General features: G+C 71.5%; 14 protein-coding genes. 7 read left to right on the top strand and 7 right to left on the bottom strand.

The window, feature by feature from the left end; genetic code table 11:
* Positions 1 to 241: 241 nt before the first annotated feature.
* Positions 242 to 3,799, bottom strand: a complete 3,558-nt coding sequence (gene mfd / locus ACIBBH_RS20140; protein WP_399406379.1) for a transcription-repair coupling factor — start codon at positions 3,797 to 3,799, stop codon at positions 242 to 244.
* 187 nt (positions 3,800 to 3,986) lie between these two features.
* Here mfd and ACIBBH_RS20135 point away from each other — a divergent pair, with 187 nt between their 5' ends.
* Both ACIBBH_RS20135 and ACIBBH_RS20130 read left to right on the top strand, forming a co-directional pair.
* A complete protein-coding gene (locus ACIBBH_RS20135) occupies positions 3,987 to 4,238 on the top strand; it encodes a type II toxin-antitoxin system Phd/YefM family antitoxin (RefSeq protein ID WP_399406377.1) in 252 nt (83 codons plus the stop codon).
* Between the two features lie 7 nt (positions 4,239 to 4,245).
* Positions 4,246 to 4,620, top strand: a complete 375-nt coding sequence (locus ACIBBH_RS20130; protein ID WP_399406375.1) for a type II toxin-antitoxin system VapC family toxin — start codon at positions 4,246 to 4,248, stop codon at positions 4,618 to 4,620.
* Positions 4,621 to 4,705: 85 nt separating this feature from the next.
* On the opposite strand, the gene ACIBBH_RS20125 is transcribed toward ACIBBH_RS20130, so the two are convergent.
* Together ACIBBH_RS20125 and ACIBBH_RS20120 are read right to left on the bottom strand one after the other, a co-directional pair.
* Positions 4,706 to 7,285, bottom strand: coding sequence for an ABC transporter permease (locus ACIBBH_RS20125; protein WP_399406373.1), 2,580 nt, complete (start codon positions 7,283 to 7,285; stop codon positions 4,706 to 4,708).
* The gene (locus ACIBBH_RS20120) at positions 7,282 to 8,070 is read right to left on the bottom strand and encodes an ABC transporter ATP-binding protein (RefSeq protein ID WP_399406371.1); all 789 of its coding nucleotides are present in this window, start codon (positions 8,068 to 8,070) and stop codon (positions 7,282 to 7,284) included. Before ACIBBH_RS20120 ends, ACIBBH_RS20125 begins: the two co-directional genes overlap by 4 nt.
* A 445-nt stretch (positions 8,071 to 8,515) precedes the next feature.
* Here ACIBBH_RS20120 and ACIBBH_RS20115 point away from each other — a divergent pair, with 445 nt between their 5' ends.
* The 3 genes from ACIBBH_RS20115 to ACIBBH_RS20105 all read left to right on the top strand — a co-directional run bounded on the left by ACIBBH_RS20115 (position 8,516) and on the right by ACIBBH_RS20105 (position 12,375).
* Positions 8,516 to 10,012: an MFS transporter gene (locus ACIBBH_RS20115; protein WP_399406369.1), complete on the top strand. Its 1,497-nt coding sequence runs from the start codon at positions 8,516 to 8,518 to the stop codon at positions 10,010 to 10,012.
* Positions 10,013 to 10,342: 330 nt separating this feature from the next.
* Complete coding sequence (locus tag ACIBBH_RS20110) at positions 10,343 to 10,747, top strand: DUF485 domain-containing protein (protein ID WP_399406367.1); 405 nt, start codon at positions 10,343 to 10,345, stop codon at positions 10,745 to 10,747.
* Positions 10,744 to 12,375 carry a cation acetate symporter gene (locus ACIBBH_RS20105; protein ID WP_399406365.1) on the top strand — a complete coding sequence of 544 codons (1,632 nt, stop codon included), beginning with the start codon at positions 10,744 to 10,746 and terminating at the stop codon, positions 12,373 to 12,375. The genes ACIBBH_RS20110 and ACIBBH_RS20105 overlap by 4 nt, the downstream gene beginning before the upstream one ends.
* Positions 12,376 to 12,466: 91 nt before the next feature.
* Here the strand turns inward: ACIBBH_RS20105 and ACIBBH_RS20100 are convergent, their stop codons facing one another.
* From ACIBBH_RS20100 to ACIBBH_RS20090, 3 genes are all read right to left on the bottom strand, one after another.
* On the bottom strand, positions 12,467 to 13,351 hold the full coding sequence (locus tag ACIBBH_RS20100; protein WP_399406363.1) for a cellulose-binding protein: 885 nt from the start codon (positions 13,349 to 13,351) through the stop codon (positions 12,467 to 12,469).
* A gap of 178 nt (positions 13,352 to 13,529) precedes the next feature.
* Complete coding sequence (locus ACIBBH_RS20095; protein ID WP_399406361.1) at positions 13,530 to 16,130, bottom strand: SUKH-4 family immunity protein; 2,601 nt, start codon at positions 16,128 to 16,130, stop codon at positions 13,530 to 13,532.
* A gap of 9 nt (positions 16,131 to 16,139) precedes the next feature.
* Complete coding sequence (locus ACIBBH_RS20090) at positions 16,140 to 17,129, bottom strand: SMI1/KNR4 family protein (RefSeq protein WP_399406359.1); 990 nt, start codon at positions 17,127 to 17,129, stop codon at positions 16,140 to 16,142.
* A 227-nt stretch (positions 17,130 to 17,356) separates the two neighbouring features.
* Between ACIBBH_RS20090 and ACIBBH_RS20085 the strand changes: the two genes are divergently transcribed.
* Both ACIBBH_RS20085 and ACIBBH_RS20080 read left to right on the top strand, forming a co-directional pair.
* Positions 17,357 to 17,884 carry a YwqJ-related putative deaminase gene (locus ACIBBH_RS20085; protein WP_399406356.1) on the top strand — a complete coding sequence of 176 codons (528 nt, stop codon included), beginning with the start codon at positions 17,357 to 17,359 and terminating at the stop codon, positions 17,882 to 17,884.
* 59 nt (positions 17,885 to 17,943) lie between these two features.
* Positions 17,944 to 18,438 (top strand): SUKH-3 domain-containing protein, encoded by a 495-nt coding sequence (locus tag ACIBBH_RS20080; RefSeq protein ID WP_399406354.1) that lies wholly within the window; start codon positions 17,944 to 17,946, stop codon positions 18,436 to 18,438.
* Positions 18,439 to 18,453: 15 nt separating this feature from the next.
* Here ACIBBH_RS20080 and ACIBBH_RS20075 read toward each other — a convergent pair whose 3' ends face one another.
* Complete coding sequence (locus ACIBBH_RS20075; RefSeq protein WP_399406352.1) at positions 18,454 to 19,755, bottom strand: sensor histidine kinase; 1,302 nt, start codon at positions 19,753 to 19,755, stop codon at positions 18,454 to 18,456.
* Between the last annotated feature and the right edge of the window lie 170 nt (positions 19,756 to 19,925).

The raw sequence follows: 19,925 nt of genomic DNA, 5'->3' as shown, positions 1-19,925 counted from the left end.
GAGTGCTTCGACCCCGCTCCTTCAAACCTCGCCGATGCCAGGGTCGAATCCGACGGCATCTCCGACGATCCCGGCATGAGCGACACGAACAGCAGCCCCCCGCACCGTCCTCGTCACCGGCACCGGTATCCGCTCTTAGTGCCGCAGGGCGCGCGGCAACGCCCCGGTCGCCGCCGCCGGCTCGCCGATCCGCGTGCGCGCCCTGTCCGACCACGACACCCTGTCCGACCGCCACACCCGGCTACGACCCGAGGATCGAGGCGAGGAACTCCCCCACCCAGCCCAGCAGTTCCCGCCCGACGAGCGGCTTCCCGCCGACCTTCGCGGTCTTGGGACGCGGCACCAGCACCTGGTGCACGGCCGGCTTGATGACGGTCCCGGGGTACAGCCGCTTGACCCGCAACTCCTGCGACTCGCGCAGTTCCACGGGCGCGAAGCGGATGTTGGTGCCCTGGAGCACGATCTCGCCGACGCCGCACGCGCGCGCGAGCATGCGCAGGCCCGCCACCAGCAACAGGTTCTCCACCGGCTCGGGCAGCTTGCCGTACCGGTCGACGAGTTCCTCCCGTACGGCCTTGATGTCCTCCTCGGTGTTGGCGGAGGCGATGGCCCGGTAGGCCTGGAGGCGCAGTCGCTCGCCCGGCGCGTAGTCGTGCGGGACGTGCGCGTCCACGGGCAGCTCGATCTTGACCTCGAGCGGCGGCTCCTCCTGGATCTCGCCGGTCTCCAGCTGGCGCCGGTAGTCCGCGACGGCCTCGCCGACCATGCGGACGTACAGGTCGAAGCCGACGCCCGCGATGTGCCCGGACTGCTCGCCGCCGAGGAGGTTTCCGGCGCCCCGGATCTCCAGGTCCTTCATGGCGACGTACATGCCGGCGCCCATCTCGGTGTGCTGGGCGATGGTCGCGAGCCGCTCGTGCGCGGTCTCCGTCAGGGGCTTCTCCGGCGGGTACAGGAAGTACGCGTACCCGCGTTCGCGGCCTCGGCCGACCCGGCCGCGCAGCTGGTGCAGCTGCGACAGGCCGAAGGTGTCCCCTCGTTCGACGATCAGCGTGTTGGCGTTGGAGATGTCGATGCCGGACTCGACGATCGTGGTCGAGACGAGCACGTCGAACTTCTTCTCCCAGAAGTCGACGACCACCTGTTCCAGGGCGGATTCCGACATCTGGCCGTGCGCGATGGCGATGCGGGCCTCGGGGACGATGTCGCGGAGTCTGGCGGCGGCGCGGTCGATGGACTCGACCCGGTTGTGGATGTAGAAGACCTGGCCCTCGCGCAGCAGTTCACGGCGGATGGCCGCGCCGATCTGCTTCTCCTCGTACGGGCCGACGAAGGTCAGCACCGGGTGCCGCTCCTCCGGCGGGGTGGTGATCGTCGACATCTCCCGGATGCCGGTGACCGCCATCTCCAGGGTGCGCGGGATGGGCGTGGCCGACATGGTCAGGACGTCCACGTTCGCCCGCAGCTTCTTCAGCTGTTCCTTGTGCTCGACACCGAAGCGCTGCTCCTCGTCGACGATGACCAGGCCGAGGTCCTTGAACTTCGTCTCGGACGAGAACAGCCGGTGGGTGCCGATGACGACGTCCACCGAGCCCTCGTGCAGGCCCTCCAGGACGGCCTTGGCCTCGGTGTCGGTCTGGAAGCGGGACAGGGCGCGGACGTTCACCGGGAACTGCGAGTACCGCTCGGAGAACGTCCCGAAGTGCTGCTGCACCAGCAGGGTCGTCGGCACCAGCACCGCGACCTGCTTGCCGTCCTGGACGGCCTTGAAGGCGGCGCGGACGGCGATCTCCGTCTTGCCGTAGCCGACGTCGCCGCAGATCAGGCGGTCCATGGGGACCGACTTCTCCATGTCGTCCTTGACCTCGGCGATGGTGGTGAGCTGGTCGGGCGTCTCGGCGTAGGGGAAGGCGTCCTCGAGCTCGCGCTGCCAGGGGGTGTCCCCGCCGAAGGCGTGCCCCGGGGCCGCCATCCGCGCGCTGTACAGCCTGATGAGGTCCGCGGCGATCTCCTTGACCGCCTTCTTCGCGCGGGCCTTGGTCTTCGTCCAGTCCGCGCCGCCCAGCCGGTGCAGGGTGGGGGCCTCGCCGCCGACGTACTTGGTGATCTGCTCCAGCTGGTCGGTGGGGATGTACAGGCGGTCGCCGGGCTGGCCGCGCTTGGCGGGGGCGTACTCGACGACGAGGTACTCGCGGGTGGCGCCCTGGACCGTCCGCTGCACCATCTCGACGTAGCGGCCGACGCCGTGCTGCTCGTGGACGATGTAGTCGCCGGGTTCGAGGGTGAGCGGGTCGATGGTCTTGCGGCGGCGGGCGGGCATGCGGGTGCCGTCCCGGCCGGCCGCCTTCTGGCCCGTCAGGTCGGTCTCGGTCAGGACGGCGAGCTTGAGCGCCGGGTCGACGAAGCCGTAGTCGATGGAGCCGCAGGAGACGTGCACGACGGAGGGGCTGAGCACGCCGAGGTCGGCGTCCAGGCGGGCCGGGACGCCCTCACCGCCGAGCACCTCGACGGTGCGGGCGGCCGGGCCGTGGCCCTCGGTGACGAAGACGGTGCGCCAGCCGTCGGCGAGCCAGCCCTTGGTGTCGGCGAGGGCCTTGGCTGTGTCACCGCGGTAGGCCTCCGGGGCGTGCATGCCCAGCTTCAGGGTGTCCCCCGCCGCGTCAGCGGCAAATGGATCCGTCAGTTCCTCGTCGGCCGCGAACGGCGAGACCGACCACCACATCATGTCCAGCTCGCGCGCGCGGTCGCGCACGTCCGCGATCGACCACAGGGAGGCCGCGCCGACGTCGATGGGCGCCTCGCCGCCACCGGCGGTGGCCGCCCAGGAGGCCTGCAGGAACTCCTGCGAGGTGGCGACGAGGTCGGCGGCACGCGTGCGTACCCGCTCCGGGTCGCACACGACGGCCATGGCGCCCTTGGGCAGCACGTCGAGCAGCAGCTCCATGTCGTCGACCAGGACCGGGGCCAGGGACTCCATGCCCTCGACCGCGATGCCCTCGGCGATCCTGCCCAGCAGCTCGCCCAGCTCCGGGTGCTGTTCGGCCAGGGCACGCGCACGCGTGCGGACGTCCTGCGTCAACAGGAGTTCACGGCAGGGGGGCGCCCACAGCCCGTGCCCGGCGACTTCGAGGGAGCGCTGGTCGGCGACTTTGAAGTAACGGATCTCCTCGACGTCGTCGCCCCAGAACTCGATGCGCAGGGGGTGTTCCTCGGTGGGCGGGAACACGTCGAGGATGCCGCCGCGCACGGCGAACTCGCCGCGCTTCTCCACCAGCTCCACGCGCGCGTACGCGGCCGCCGCGAGGGCGTCCACGATCGCGTTCAGGTCGGCGGTCTGCCCGGTCCTCAGGGCCACCGGTTCCAGGTCGCCGAGGCCTTTGACCTGCGGCTGGAGCACGGACCGTACGGGCGCGACGACGACGGAGACCGGGCCGGTCCCGGGGTCGTCGGGGCTGGGGTGGGCCAGGCGGCGCAGGACGGCGAGGCGGCGGCCGACGGTGTCGCTGCGCGGGCTGAGCCGCTCGTGGGGCAGCGTCTCCCAGGAGGGGTACTCCACGACGCCCTCCGGGGGCAGCAGCGAGCGCAGGGCGGCGGCCAGGTCCTCGGCCTCCCGTCCCGTCGCCGTGACCGCCAGCACGGGGCGGCCGGCCTCGCGGGCCAGGCCGGCGACCGCGAAGGGGCGGGCCGCGGGGGGGCCGACCAGGTCGACGTGCATGCGGTTGCCGTCCCCGGCGGCCTTGATCGCTTCGGCGAGGGCGGGGTCCTTGACGACGGCGTCGAGCAGACCGTGCAGGCTCATGGAGGGGCTTTCCGTCCTGGGTGGGCAACGCGAACCACCCGACACGCGGGGCGGGCCGGGGGTTTCCAGGGTACGTCGCCCGGGGGCGTGTCACCCGGAGGAGTGAACACGGTGGCCCGGACGGGGGAGGGCGGCTACGGTTGACCCGAGGCTAGCCCATACTTAGTCCACCGATCCGGGAGGCTTCATGAGCACGCAGCACGCCCAGCGGCAGTACAACGTCCACGAGGCCAAGACCAACTTCTCCCGGATCCTGCAACTGGTGGAGACAGGAGAAGAAGTCATCATCAGCCGGGCCGGGCAGCCGGTCGCCAAGGTCGTGCCACTGCGGCCCAAGGTCAACCGGACCGACTACGGAACCCTCCGTGGCCAGGTCCACATCCCGGAGGACTTCGACGAACTGCCCGACGACATCGCGGACGCGTTCGGGATGCGGTGACGACTCGGTGAAGTATCTGCTCGATACCCATGCCGTGCTCTGGTGGATGGACGCGTCACCGGAGTTGTCGGACGAGCTCAGGGAGCTGCTTCGTACGGAGCCCGAGGTCTACGTCAGTGCGGTGACCCCCTGGGAGATCGCCCTCAAACAGTCGCTGGGCAAGCTGCCTGGCCCTCCTGAGTTGGCCGAGCGTGCTCGCGACCTGCAGTTCAAGAACCTCCCGATCACCGCAGAGCACGGTGTCCGCACCGGTCACCTGCCATGGCACCACCGCGACCCGTTCGACCGCGTTCTCATCGCTCAGGCACAGCTCGAAGACCTGACACTCATCACCCGCGACACCTGGATCCCCAAGTACGACGTCCAAGTCCTGCGCGCATGAACGTGCGCCCGGTGCCGAAGAGTCCCGCAGAACTCCCCAGCACCGGGCGCTCCCCCGCAACCCCCGTCTGCGGTGGCCGTCCCCCCTACTCGGTCGCGATCGCGTTCAGTACGTTCATCCGCCCCGCCCGGAACGCCGGGACCAGCGCCGCGAACAGTCCCACGAAGGCCGAGCCGGCGAAGACGGCGACGATGGTCGGCCAGGGGATGTCCAGGACGTTCAGGCCCGCCAGGGCGAGCAGCTTCTGGGCGGTGGCGCCCCAGCCCATGCCCAGGCCCAGGCCGAGGAGGGCGCCGAAGAGGGCGATGACCACCGACTCCAGGCGGATCATGCGGCGCAGCTGGCGTCGGGAGAGGCCGATGGCCCGCATGAGGCCGATCTCCCGGGTGCGCTCCACCACCGACAGGGCGAGGGTGTTCACCACGCCCAGGATGGCCACGATGATCGCGAGCGCCAGCAGGCCGTAGATCATGTTCAGCAGCTGGCCGATCTGGTCCTTCAGCGCCTCCTTGTAGTCGGTCTGGTCGCGCACGGTGTACTGCGGGTAGTCGTGCAGGGCCGACTTCAGCGCCTTGTAGGCGGCGTCCTGCTGCCCTTTCCTGGCCGTGGCGAAGACCACCTGGTCGAGCGGCATCCTGTCGGCCGGCACGTACTTGGCGAGCGTGGCGATGGAGGTGTACTTGGCACCCTGGTCGATCACCTCGTCGCTGCTGGTGATGGCGCGCACCGTCAGGTGGGCGGTGGTGCCGTTCCTGAACGCGACGTCGATCTTGGAGCCGAGGCGGATGCCGTGGGCCTTGGCGAACTTCTCGTGGACGGACATCGAGTCGGGCAGGTAGGCGTCCTTGAGGTTCCCGGCGACGGTCTTCTTGCGCAGGTCGCTCGCGTACGTCGGGTCGGCCGCCGTGATGTCCGTGCCCTTGAGCGTCCGGCCGTCGGGGGTGGTGTAGTCGGCCTTGGTCGTCTTGTACTCGGTGACCCGCTCCAGGCCCGGCGTCGACTTCACGGCCTTCACCGCCTGCGGGACGATCGGCGCCTCCTTGTCGTCCTGGATGATGAAGTCGGTGCCGACGGTCTTGTCGAGCTGGTCGGTGGCGGAGGCCACCATCGAGGAGCCGACCACCGACAGGCAGGCGACCAGCGCCAGGCCGATCATCAGGGCCGCGCCGGTGGCGCCGGTGCGGCGCGGGTTGCGCAGGGCGTTGCGCTCGGCCATGCGGCCTACGGGGCCGAAGATCCGCAGCAGGACCGCACTGAGCACGCGCACCAGGCCGCCGGCGAGCAGCGGGCCGATGACGACGAAGCCGATCAGGGTGAGCACGATGCCCAGGCCCAGCCAGAGGGAGCCGTCCTTGGCCTTGTCGGCGCTGGCGGCGACGTACAGGCTCAGGCCGCCGGCGCCGGTGAGGAGGGAGCCGAGCAGGGCCCGTACCCGGCCGGCTTTGCCGTCGGCCGGGGTGCCCGCGTCACGCAGCGCGGCCATCGGGGAGACCTTGCCGGCCCGCCGGGCGGGCAGGTAGGCGGCCAGGACGGTGACCACGACACCGAGGAGCAGGCCGATCGCCGGGGTCGTCCAGGCGACCGTCAGGTCGTCGGTGGACAGGTGCATGCCCATCGTGCCCATGAGCTTCATCAGGCCGACCGCGATGCCGACGCCCGCGCCGACGCCGAGCACGGACCCGAACACGCCCAGCAGCAGCGCCTCGGCCAGCACCGAGCGGTTGACCTGCTTGCGGGAGGAGCCGATGGCCCGCATCAGGCCGATCTCCCGGGTGCGCTGGGCGACCAGCATGGAGAAGGTGTTGATGATCAGGAAGATGCCGACGAGGAAGGCGATCCCGGCGAAGCCGAGCATCGCGTACTTCATGACGTTCAGGAAGCTCTCGACGTCCTTCTGGTTGGCGTCGGCGACCTCCTTGGCCGTCTGCACCTTGTAGCCGCCGCCGAGTTCGGCCGTCACGTTCTTCTTCAGCCGGGCGTCGGTCACGCCCTTCGCCGCCGTGACGTTGACGTTCGTGTAGACGCCGGTCTCGCCGACGAGCGTCTCCTGCGCGGTGCGGGTGTCGAAGTAGAAGATCGCTGCGCCGGGGTTGGTGACGGTGAAGGTGGCGATGCCGGAGATCCGCGCGGTGTGCGTGCCGACCGCGGTGATCACGCCGATCTCGTCGCCGAGCCTGAGATGGTGCTTGTCGGCGGTGTCCGCGTCGACCATGATCTGGCCGGAGCCCTTGGGCGCCGTACCGGAGGTGATCTTCATGGTGCGGGCGTCGTTGCCGTTCCAGCTGCCGACGATGGTCGGCGCGCCGCTGCTGGGCGAGAGGTTGTCCTTGTCGGCGTCGATGACGGTGGCCTTGCTGGAGAACACCGTGCCCTCCGCCGACCTGACGCCCTGTGCCCCACGGACCTTGCCGAGCACCGAGGCGGGCATCACCGGCGGCTTGCCGGTGTCCGAGGTGGTCTCTCCGGTGTCGGAGGCCCCCTTGGCGCTGACCTGCACGTCGGAGGAGGTGGCCTGGAACAGATTGTCGAAGGTGGTGTTCATCGTGTCGGTGAACACCAGGGTCCCACTCACGAAACCCACCGACAGCAGCACCGCGATCGCCGACAGTGCCATGCGGCCCTTGTGCGCGAAGAAGTTGCGCATCGAGGTCTTCAGGACGGTCATGACGTACGCCCCCGGGCGTCGAAGTCCTTCATGCGGTCCAGGACGGCCTCGGCGGTCGGCTTGTACATCTCGTCGACGATCCGGCCGTCGGCGAGATACAGCACCCGGTCCGCGTACGACGCCGCCACCGGGTCGTGGGTGACCATCACGATGGTCTGGCCCAGCTCGTCCACGGACGTGCGCAGGAAGCCGAGCACCTCCGCGCCGGCGCGCGAGTCGAGGTTTCCGGTCGGCTCATCCCCGAAGATGATCTCGGGGCGGGCGGCCAGGGCGCGGGCCACGGCGACGCGCTGCTGCTGGCCGCCGGAGAGCTGGGTGGGCCGGTGCTTGAGCCGCCCGGCGAGCCCGACGGTCTCCACCACCCGGTCCAGCCACGCCTTGTCGGGCTTGCGTCCGGCGATGTCCATGGGCAGCGTGATGTTCTCGAGCGCGTTCAGCGTCGGCAGCAGGTTGAACGCCTGGAAGATGAACCCGATCCGGTCCCGGCGCAGTTGTGTGAGCTTCTTGTCCTTCAGGCCGGTGATCTCGGTCTCGTCCAGGTAGATCTGGCCGCTCGTCACCGTGTCCAGCCCGGCGAGGCAGTGCATCAGCGTGGACTTGCCGGACCCCGACGGGCCCATGATCGCGGTGAACTGGCCGCGAGCGATGTCCACGTCGACGTGGTCGAGGGCGACGACGCGGGTCTCCCCGGACCCGTACGCCTTCACGACCTGCCGCGCCCGCGCGGCAACGGCCGTACGCCCTCCAGTGCCCCCGTGCCTGGGAATGGTTACAGCCGATGTCACGGTAAGTCTCCTACGTCGGTCAGTGGATGAGTCGCGAAGTGGTGCGAAGTGGTACGTCGTGCGGTCGCCCAGCGGTGCGTCGTTCGGTCGCCAGGCGGTACGTCGATGAGTCTCGCGGTCGGCGGGGTGGTCCCGCGCTGGTGCGAAGCCCCCTCTTAGTGGGGGGATAACCCCACCCCCGCCGGTTCGGTCAACCGCCCCCCAGCGGCGTAAAGCCAGGTTAAGGACCACCCCCGTGCAGTCTCCTCCTCCGGCGGTACGAACCCTCCCCGAGCCGTTGTACGGAGGAACCCCTAGGGGCAGTCCACCTCCGGGTGGAGGCGGGCTAGGGGTCCGCCTCCACCCGGCGGCCCGGTCAGGCTGCACCCTCCCGCCACGTGAGGGTCAAGTGGGAAGCTGTCGTCCGGCAGATAGGTGCAAGGGGCAAGGGATCAGGGGGCTTCCGGTGGGCGGTACGACACCCGCGATACGCGACGGCGCGACACGGCACACCGGAACCCGCGGGCGGGGCGCGGTCGTCGCCGCCCTCATGCTCGCGATGGCGCTGGCCGCGCTCGACTCCACCATCGTCTCCACGGCCGTACCGCAGATCGTCGGCGACCTCGGCGGCTTCTCCGTCTTCTCGTGGCTGTTCTCCGGCTACCTGCTCGCCGTCACCGTCACCCTGCCCGTCTACGGCAAGCTCTCCGACACCTTCGGCCGTAAACCGGTCCTGGTCGCGGGCGCGTCTCTCTTCCTGCTCGGCTCGCTGCTGTGCGCCGCCGCCTGGAACATGGCCGCGCTGATCGCGTTCCGGATCGTGCAGGGCCTGGGCGGCGGGGCGTTGCAGGGCACGGTGCAGACCCTCGCCGCCGACCTGTACCCGCTCGCCGAGCGCCCGAAGATCCAGTCCAAGCTGTCCACGGTGTGGGCGGTCTCGGCGGTCGCGGGTCCGGGGCTCGGCGGGGTGCTCGCCGCGTACGCGGACTGGCGGTGGATCTTCCTGGTCAACCTGCCCACCGGGGCCGCCGCGCTGTGGCTGATCGTCCGTCATCTGCACGAACCCGCCCGGGAGACGGCGGCCCGCCCGCGGGTGGACTGGGCGGGCGCGCTGGCGGTGTTCGCGTGCGGCGGCGTGCTGCTGACGGCGCTGGTGCAGGGCGGGGTGGCCTGGGCGTGGCTGTCGGCGCCGTCGCTGGCCCTGTTCGGTACGGGACTCGCCCTCGTCGGGGTCGTGGTGGGGGTGGAGCGGCGGGCGGCGGAGCCGATCATCCCCGGGTGGGTGTGGCGGCGCCGGACGATCGCGGCGGTCAACCTGGCGCTGGGTGCGCTGGGCCTGCTGATGGTGGCGCCGGCGGTGTTCCTGCCGACGTACGCGCAGGCGGTGCTGGGCCTGGCCCCCGTGGCCGCCGGGTTCGTGCTGTCGGTGTGGACGGTGAGCTGGCCGGTGTCGGCCGCGCTCAGCCAGCACGTCTACCGGCGCATCGGCTTCCGCAACACGGCGATGCTGGGCATCGGCACGGCCGCGCTGATCCTGCTCGCCTTCCCCTTCCTGCCCTACCCGGGAGCGGCCTGGCAGCCGACGCTGCTGATGCTGCTGCTGGGCGGCGCGCTGGGCCTGTTCCAGCTGCCGCTGATCGTGGGGGTGCAGTCGACGGTCGGCTGGGCGGAGCGCGGCACCACCACCGCGTCGGTGCTCTTCTGCCGCCAGACCGGGCAGACCATCGGCGCGTCCGTGTTCGGCGCGGTGGCCAACGGGGTGCTGGCCGCCCGGCTGGGCGGCGCGGGCGACCTGGACTCCGTCACCAGCGCCCTGGACGCCGGCACCGCGCCGGAGCCGACCCGGCGCGCGATCGCCGACGCGGTGCACGCGGTCTACCTGGGCGCCTCGTGCGCGGCGGTACTGGCGTTCCTGGTGCTGCTGTTCCTGGCGCCGCGGCGCTTCCCGGTGCTCAAGGAGTGAGCGCGTCCGGGCCGGCCGGGGCAGCCGGACGGAGACCTCGGGGCCGCGCGGTGACGGCCCGTCGAGCAGGGGCTGCTGGATGCCCTTCAGGCGCAGCCCGAAGAAGGCCGCCACGTACTGCTGTGACCGGAAAGGTCTCCGGTAGCACTCGGCGGGTTAACGCGGGTAACACCCCAGGTCAGGCCACGTGTCGCGCAGTAAGCGCATACCGACCGTCCAGTTTGGTGAAAACGCCGCGCGAGCCGTAGGCCCGCGAGTAGCGTGCGTGACTCGCTCCCCCACCTCCCTGCGGTCCGCCGCCACGGACCCGAGCCACGCAAGGAGCACGGGATGTCCCACGACCCGTCCCCGCACCGCCCCGCGCACCTCACCTACCCCTGGCAGCCGCCGCCACCGCCCCCACCCCGGCGCCCGATGGCCCGCTCGCCCCTCGGCAACCACAGCGACCTGCGGATCCTGCGCAGCGCCTACCGCTTGCAGCGCCGCACCGCAACCCTCACCGCGCTCGGTTACTTCACGCTGTTCCTGCTGCTGTCGGCGTTCGCGCCGGGCTTCATGACGACCCCCGTCACCGACGGCCTCCCCACCGGCCTGCTGCTCGCCCTGCTCCAACTGCCGGTCATCTGGCTGGCGATCGCTCTGTACGAGCACACCGCGCGCCACCGCGTCGACCCGCTCGCCGACCGCATCCGCAAGCAGGCCGAACTGGACGCCAGGCGGGGTGCCGCGCGATGACCGCAGCCCCCGGCGGCACCGGGTTCACCGGCTTCAGCGACTCCGCGCAGGCGATGTCCCTGGTCGCCTTCAGCGTCGCCGCCGCCATCACCCTGCTGCTGTGCGTGATGACGGGCCCGGACCGGGACGACCTCGACGGGTTCTACACCGGCTACGGCTCCCTGTCCCCCCTGCGCAACGGCCTCGCCATCGCCGGCGACTACATCTCGGCGGCGACCGTGCTCGGCACCGGCGGCGTGATCGCCCTGTGCGGCTACGACGGCATCGTCCTCGCCCTCAGTACGGCCCTGTCGCTGATGCTGCTGATGTTCCTGTTGGCCGAACCCCTGCGGAACGCGGGCCGGTTCACCATGGGCGACGCGCTGGCCCGCCGCATGCCCGGACGCTGCGTACGGATCGCGGCGTGCGCGGTGACCATCGCCGCGCTGCTGCCGATGATGCTGGTCCAACTGGCCGGTGCCGGGCAGCTGGTGGCGTTCCTGCTCGGCTTCTCGGGCGAGTCGCTGAAGACCGGCTGTGTGATCGGCCTCGGCACCCTGATGATCAGTTACGCGGTGATCGGCGGGATGAAGGGCACCGCCCTCATCCAGATCCTGAAGATCGTGATGCTGCTCGGTTCGGGCGCCGTGGTCGCCGTACTCGTCCTGCACCGCTTCGACTGGGACCCGGGCGCCCTGTTCAACGCGGCGGCCGGGCAGAGCGGCGCCGGAGAGGCCTTCCTCCACTCCGGCCTGCAGTTCGCGGGCGGCCCCGCATCCCGCCTGGACATGATCAGCTCCGAGCTGACGATCGTGCTGGGCGGCGCCTGCCTGCCCCACATCACCATGCGCATGTACACCGCCTCCAGCGCCCGCCAGGTCCGCCGCTCGATGTCCTGGGCGGTGTCCTGCGTGGCCCTGTTCGTACTGGTCGTCACCGTCGTGGCGGTCGGCGCGACGGCCCTGGTCGGCCGTACGGCGATCACGGGAGCCGACCCGCAGGGCAACACCGCCTACCTGCTGGGGGCACGGGCCGCCTTCGGCCCCGGCCTCTCCACGGCCGAGAGCCTGCTGTTCACCACGGTCACGGCCGCGATCTTCCTGACCCTCCTGGCCTCCGTCGCGGGAATGATCCTCGCCTGCGCCAACTCCCTGGCCCACGACGTCTTCGCCGCCCGCGTCCAGGAGATGTCCGCCCCCCGTGAGATGGCCCTGGCCCGGCTGTCCGCCCTGGCGATCGGCATCCCCACGATCCTGCTGGCCACCCTGGTCCAGCACCACAGCCTGCAACCCCTGGTGACCCTCTCCTTCTGCCTCGGCGCCTCCGCCATCGCGCCCGCCCTGGTGTACGGCCTCTTCTGGCGCCGCTACACCCGAGCCGGCCTGCTGTGCACGCTCATCGGCGGCTCCCTCACCGTCCTGGCGCTGATGCCGGGCACCAACCTGGTCTCCGGCTCCCCCGTCGCCGCCTTCCCCCACGCCGACTTCAACTGGTTCCCGTTCACCACGACCGGCCTGCTGTCCATCCCGGCCGGCTTCGCCTTCGGCTGGCTGGGCACGGTGGCCTGCGACCGGCGGACGACGCAGGAGCAGCGGCGGGAGTACGAGGCGATGGAGGGGCGGATCCTGGCAGGGGTGGTACGGCGGTAGGCAACGGCCGCGGGCCGGGCGGCACGCGGGCCCGCGGCCGGGAGAGATTCACCGGCTCGCGGGCGCCCGGCACGGCACCAGACGGCGCCGCCTACTCCACCGCCCGCCCCGTCAACGACATGAGACTGCTGCGCACGTGATCCATCTGCGCCTGCATGTCGTCCCACGTCTCCCCGTGCTCGCGCAGCACCCGCTCCGTCTCCCGGGCGATCAGGTCCTCCCGCACCCGCGCCCGAGCGAGGATCTCGGCCGCACGCGCGCGTGCCTCCTCCTGGCAGCGCGGCCCCGCCTCCTGCGCCTCGGCGAGCTCCCGCTCCGCCTCGGACACCGCGGCCTCCGCCCGCGCCACCAGTTCGGCGTGGTGCGCGTCGAGGGCGGCCGACCGCTCGGCCTCCTCCCGCTCCACCGCCACCAACCGCTCGGCGTGTTCCCGGGCCTGCTCGGCCAGCATCCCCGAGGTCCGCTGCCGTACCTCCCTGAGCGCCGCCAGCGCCTCGCCGCGCCCCTCCTTGATCTCACGCCGGGTGCCGATCCGGATGTTGTCGGCCTCGGCGCGCGCCGCCAGGAGCCGCTGACGGCCGCGTTCCTCGACCTCCGCGAGGAGCGCCTCCGCATACTCCTCGGCCGCCCGGCGCACGCTCTCGGCGTGCTCTTCCGCCCGCGCCAGTTCCTCCCGCGCCGCGCGCCACGCGGACTCCCGTACCGCCTGCGCCTCTTCCACCCCGAGCTGGAAGAGACGCCGGGCCCGCTCCCCGAGCGTCTCGTACGTCTGCGGTGCGAGCTGCGCCACCGCCTCGCGCAACCGTGCCGCCTCCGCCTCCATGTCCTTGGCGAGCACGGTGAGCCGGGCGGCCCGCTCCCAGGCGGCGTCCCGGTCCCGCGAGAGCGCCTCGGCGAACGCGTCGACCTGGTCCGGCCGGTAACCGCGCCCCCGCACGGCGACGAAGCCGTGCGGCGACACCGGTGCGCTGCTCATCCTGTGAACCCCTCTCCGCCAGACACACACGAAATGATGATTTCGCGCACATCTTGATGTATCGGGCGTAAGTGTTCATAACGCGACACTCCGCAGACACGGCACGACCAGGTTCCGGCAACGCGAAGGGGCCGGACCCGGTCACCCGGGTCCGGCCCCACCGACTACGGGACAGCCGCTACAACAGCCCGTCCCACATCTGCTCCAGCAGCACCGACCACCAGCTCTCCGGCGAACCCAGCGCCGCCGGGTCCAGCGAGGCCAACTGCGCCTGGAAGTCCACCGTCCAGCGACCCGCCTGCTCCGGGTTCAACCCGAACCGCAGCCGCCACATCCGGCCCAGCAACGCCAGGCAGCGTGCGAACTCCGGCAGACCGGTGTTCACGAACTGCGGCGGCACAGGCCCGCCACCCGGCCCCGCCTCCACCGGAACCGCGACGATGTTCGCCGTCCCGTACTGCACACACATCGCCTTGCCGAAATCGGTCCCCATGACGAGGTACGACCCCGCGTCCGGGGCCGGCTGCACCCCGCGCTCGGCCGCCAGCTCCGCCAGCGTCGGCACCGGACGGCCCGGCTGGGCCTGCGCCCAGAAGAACGGACCCATGTCCAGCGGCAGCCCGGCCACCACCAGCGTGTGCGCCACGACCGGCGGCACCCCCTGACGCGACACCGCAGCCTGGTCGAACCGGAAGACACCCGGCCCGAACGCCGCCGCCAGCTCCTGCGCGATCCCCTCCGGGGGAATCGGCGGCGCCGGCTGCACCGGCGGCAGCGGCGCACGGACGGGAGCCGGACGGGCCGGCCCGTCGGCGACCTGGTGCAACTCACCCTGGTGCGCCAGCAACTGCTGCATGCCCTGCTGCCGGCTCGCGTGATCCGTGCCGTACGGCGCGATGCTCGCGATCCGCGCCTGCGGCCACTGCTCCCGGATCATCCGCGCACAGTACGCACCCGGCAGCTCACACGACTCCAACTCCGTGTGCAGCTCCAGCACCTGGTCCGGCGGCACGTTCATCACCCGCAGCTCGTGGAAGATCTGCCACTCCGGATGCGGGGTGCCCGGCGCCGATCGCCGGATCAGCTGCTGCTCCGAACCGTCCTGCGCGCGGTAGCGCAGCACGGCCTGATACCCCGGGCCGACCATCGGCTGCCCCTGCTGCGGGTAGCCGTACGCCGGAGGCTGCCCGGGCGGCGGCATCGCACCCGGCGGCGGCATCGCACCGGGCGGCATCACACCGGGCGGCGGCATCGGCTGCCGGGCACCCGGCACTCCGGGCACGCCAGGGGCCTGCGGAGGCGGAGGCGCGCCGGGGCCGGCCACCGGGGGCCCCGCCAGCACGGTCTCCGCGTGATGCACAGCCCCACGCCCACCCGGACCACCCTGTGCACCAGGCGCGTTGGGCACACCTGGCGCACCCGGGGCGCCCGCGGGAGGCTGCGGCGCGCCCCCGCCCATCCGGCTGGGGTCCGCCAGCATCGTCGCCGCGTGATGCACACCAGCGGGAGGCATACCACCCGGCGCACCCGGCGGCTGCGGATCACCCGGCGGCTTCGGCGCACCGGGCGCCGACGGACCCTCGGGCCCGTTCGGACCGAGCGCCGACACAAGCTGCGTCGGCACATACCCGCCCGCCGGCGCACCCGGCGCACCCGGGGCCCCCGGCGGAGGCGGAGGCGGCGGCGCACCCACGCCACCGCGCGCCCGGCGCGGCGGCGGCGCGGCCTTGCTGGTCGCGGCGTCCGCGATGTCCCCGGCGTTCGACGCCAGCGGCCGCCCCGGCCCACCGGGACCGCCCACCGGAGGCTGAGGCGCACCCGGAGCACCCCCCGGGGCCTGCGGATAGCCGTAACCGGGGGCACCCTGCGGACCGCCCGGCGGCGGGGGCGGAGGCGGCACACTCCCCTGCGGACCGCCCGCAACCGGCGGCGGCGTACTCCCCTGCGGCGCTCCCGGAACCGGCGGCGCGGGCGGCATACCCGGCGCACCACCAGGCGCGTACTGACCGCCCTGTGCCCCCGGCGCACCGCCCGTCGCGGTCGAGCCGTCCACCGCCGGTGCGACCGCCGTGGGCGGCAACTGGCTGCCTCCCGAGAGCAGCGCCGTCTTGGCATCCGGCGGCGTCGGCGGACCCGCGTCGGAGTCACTCAGCGGCGGCGCGAACACGGTCGCCGGCAACGGCACGGAACGGTCCTCGCCCGCGTCCGCGTTGGTGTCCGTCCCCGCCCAGGGAGTAGCCCCGGCAGGCACCGCATCGGAAGGCTCGGGACCAGAAGGAACTGAAGGGACAGAAGAACCCGAAGAGCCCGATGGACCGGAAGACCCCGAAGAACCGGAAGCCTCCGGCACCGGCACCCCGGCCTGCGTCTGCGGCAGCGCGCCACCCTCCGACCGCCGATCCGGGATCCCCAGCTTGTCCGCCGCCTCCTGCAACCACTCCGGCGGACTCAACAGGAACGACGTCTGGTTCAGATCCACCCGAGCCGCAGGCGCCGGCACCGCGTCCGCCACCTCGTCCTCACGGCCGTACTCCTCCTCGTACCGGCGGATCACCTCACCCACCGGCAACCCCGGCCACAACGTCGCCTCACCGCTGTCCCGAGCGATCACCAGCCGCTGCGCACCCGCGTCCGACCGCGGACCCTCCGCACGGTCCTCGCCCCACACCACGAACCCGAGCTCGAACTCCCGCACCCGCACCTCACGGTGCTGGTACACCGGCACATCCCCGTTGATCCACTCTTCCGCACGCTCCTGCGCCTGCGCGAACGTCACCATCGCCGAAGCTCACTCCCCCACGGAAGAAACCGGAACGGCACGCGCGAACCCGCCGTCCACCATCAGGTTCGCCACCGTCTCCAACTCCGGCGGACTGCCCGCCAGCCGCGACAGGAAGGCATCGAAGTCATCACCACACGGCAACAGCAGCCGCTCCACCCGCTCGGCCGGCGACCACGCCGGATCCACATCCCGCACATCGTCGTACGCGCAGAACCACACCGAACCGGCCCGCTCGCCCCGCACCTTCACCGCCAGCAACCCACCCTGCACGAAGGCCACCCCGAGGTAATCCTTCGTCAGATGGTCACGCAGGCACTTGTTCACATACACCAGGTCATTGACCGCCGCCTCGTCCCGCACCGTGAAGAACGGCTGGTCCACCAGCAACCCCAACTCGGCATCCAACGCCGTACCCACCGGCGCACACCCACCCGCCGCCTTCAGAAACGACCGGTAGGCACCCGGCAGCCGGTACCCGAGATCCTCCTCGACCCCCTGCACCTGCTGCTCCGACACCGCCACACCCGACTTCGGCAGACCGAAATGCGCCGGACGCGTCTCCTGCAACGGCCGCGTCCCCCGCTTGGCCTGGTCCACCCGCGCCGTCGCCACCCCACCGTGATGCCTGAGCAACGCCTTCACCTCGACCGGAACCAACTCCAGCCGCCGCGAACCCACCACGTGATGCCACGTCCACCCATGCGGCGTCGCCACATCCGGCACCGTGTCCCACAACTCATGCCCCGTAGCCGCCAACGCCGCGTTCGCCGACACATAATCCGTCAGCCGCAACTCATCCACCCCGAAACCCTCCGGCGGATCGGCGATCTCCGCCGCCGCACGCGCATAGGGCGAGAAGTCGGGGTACCCGCGCTCATCCACACGTACCCCTCTCGGGTGACGTGCCGCCCGGACCGGATCCGGGAAATGCACGACCTGCCCGGCGTAGGCCGCGTTCGGCGGCGCGGCTTGCTGCCCGAGCCGACCTGTCGTCATGGCGGTAGCCCCCTGCGGCGTTCTCTCAGGCCTGTACGGCGGTATCGATCGCGGATGCCGACAGCCTAAGCGGTAGCCCGACCCCGGTCACCGGGCCTCCACCTCCGTGACCACCCGTCACCCTTCCGTGACAGCGTGCCCCTACCAGGGCGTGTCGCACCGCCCCAGCTTCCGCACCAGCCACACGATTTGGCACTCTGTGACCTTCGGGGGAAGCCCGGGAGGGAATGATGACCATGAACACCATGCAGGCCGGAGGCGGTGGAGACGTACGTGCGGGCGACCCCCGCATCGGCTGGAGCAGCACCGAAACACCCCACGCCCCCACCCTCCTGCACCGCCGCGACGGCATCCTGCCCACCATCGCCGCCGCCCTCTCCGTCCGCGGCACCACCCTCACCGGCACCGCCGCCCGCGGCGACCAGCCCCCACCCCTGCACCCCCTCGTCCAGGACTTCCTCGACACCCTCACCAGCGCCCAACGCGACCGCTTCACCGGCCGCTGCGCCGAAGCCATCCTCATCTCCCGCCACATCGCCGCCGCCGACGCCACCCGCAGCAAGCGCGCCGCACGCAGACCCATGACCAACGGCGAAGCCCGCAAAGCCCTCAAGCAGGCCAAACTCACCGCCCGCCGCATACGCGAGGACGGCGACCCCCTGCACGGCAGCTTCGCCACCCCCTGCCGCGCCTGCACCGCCCTCAGCGCCCACTTCGGCGTCCGCATCGTCGACCCCGCAGCGGCCAACGGCTGACCCCACCACCGGAACACCCCGCACACGCACGCCGTACAAGCACGACGAACGAAGGGCAGATGCACGCCGATCGCACCTCCACCACGCGCTTCTCCGTACCCGTCGACGCCGCCCTGCGCGCCGCCGGCTGGCAACCCGGACGCTGGGACATAAAGCAGGCCGAATACTGGGCCGACGCCCTCCGCGACCACACCTCACCCGCCGGACACCGCCACACCGTCTTCCCCGCCGCCGTCGAGGCCTGGGCGGAATTCGGCGGCCTCCACATCACCCCCACCGGCCCCGGCCGCCAGGTCGCCCCCGCCACCCTCCACCTCGACCCCCTGCACGGCCTCCACCTCGCCCGCACCCTCGGCGACCTCGGCCGCGCCCTCGACACCGAGGTCTGCCCCCTCGGCGAGGAAACCGACACCCACTCCCTCCTCGCCATCGACACCGAAGGCCGCGTCTACGCCCTCGACCACACCGGCGACTGGTACCTCGGCCCCGACATCGACCACGCCCTCACCGCACTCATCTCCGGAACCGAACCCGTACGACTGACCGCGGGCTGACCCCCACCAGCCCCCTCACGCCGCCGGAATCACCGCCGACACCCGGAACCCCCCCGCATCCGTCGGCCCCGACACAAACACACCGCCCAGCCCGACAACCCGCTCCCGCATCCCGAGCAGACCATTGCCACCGGACGGCAACCCCGCCGCCGACGCCGACGCCGGCTCCGGCGGCGGCTCGTTCTCCACCTGCATCGCGATCTCCGACACCCGATGCGCCAGCCGCACGTGCGTCTTCGCACCCGCCGCATGCTTGTGGACGTTCGTCAGCGCCTCCTGCACCACCCGGTACGCCGTCTGCTCGATCTCCGGCGCGTACGACCGCACATCCCCCTCCACCGACAGATCCACCACCATCCCCGCGGCGGCCGACTGCCCCACCAACTCATCCAATTCCGACAGACACGGCCCTTCCTCATCCACCACCCGGGAAGCCACCCTGGCCGCCGCCACGTCCACCGCGGCCAACCGCGCCTGCGCGGCCCGCCGCTCCACACCCTCCCCCGACCGCAACACCCCGAGCATCTCCCGCAACTCGGTCAACGCCTGACGCCCCATGTCCCCCACCAGCGCCGCATTCCGCACCGCCTTCTCCGGGTCCTTCCGCGCGACGGCCTGCAACGCGGCAGCATGCACCACCATCAGGCTCACCCGATGCGCCACCACGTCGTGCATCTCCCGAGCGATCCGCGTCCGCTCCTCACCCCGCGCCCACTCGGCCCGCTCCTCGGCCCGCTCCGCGAGCAACTGAAGCTCCCGCTCCAGACTGTCCGCCCGTTCCCTCAGGCTCTCCATCAGACGGCGCCGGGCACCCACGTACAGACCGAGCAGAAGCGGGGGCGCGGTCAACCCGAGGGACGTGGTGATGGAGGCAAACGGGACGAACCAGTCCCCCAGCGTCAGATCCCCCCGCGCCATGTCCTGCCGCACCCGCACGAACGTCACGAGCATCGTCCCCACGAGAGACATCCCGGCCAGGGCCACGATGATCCGGCGCGGCAGCTCACACGCGGCCAGCGTGTACAGACCCACGATGCCCATCAGGAAGCCCATCTGGGCCGGCGTGATCGCGATCGCCACCAGCACGACGGCGATCGGCCACTTACGGCGGATCAGCAACACCGATCCGGCGATCAACCCGAACACAACGCCGACAGCCACCGGGATCCCCGCGTCCCGAGCGAACGGGATCCCCTCCGCACCGCACTCCACGGCCGACACCAGCGCGAGACACCCGTCGAGCACCGCGCTACGCCATCTCGCCCACCACCATGGGCCGGTCAGGGCCCTGGTGTCCTCTTCCCCCGTCATGGTCATGCGTCCAGCCTACGGGCGGCAGGTACCGCTTTTCCGGTGAGTTTCGCGGACTGGCCTACACCACACTCCGTAATCGAACAGCAACGAAACCGGCTGGTATCCCTCGAACGGCCGAACCTTGCCTGTTCGAGGCCGGAACCATACATTCCGGCCGGACGGTACGCGTGTGG

Source organism: Streptomyces sp. NPDC051636 (genome assembly GCF_044453765.1).
In the GTDB taxonomy this organism is placed as follows: domain Bacteria; phylum Actinomycetota; class Actinomycetes; order Streptomycetales; family Streptomycetaceae; genus Streptomyces.
The sequence above is the reverse complement of the archived record's forward strand: the minus strand, read 5'-3'. Positions and strand labels throughout refer to the sequence as shown.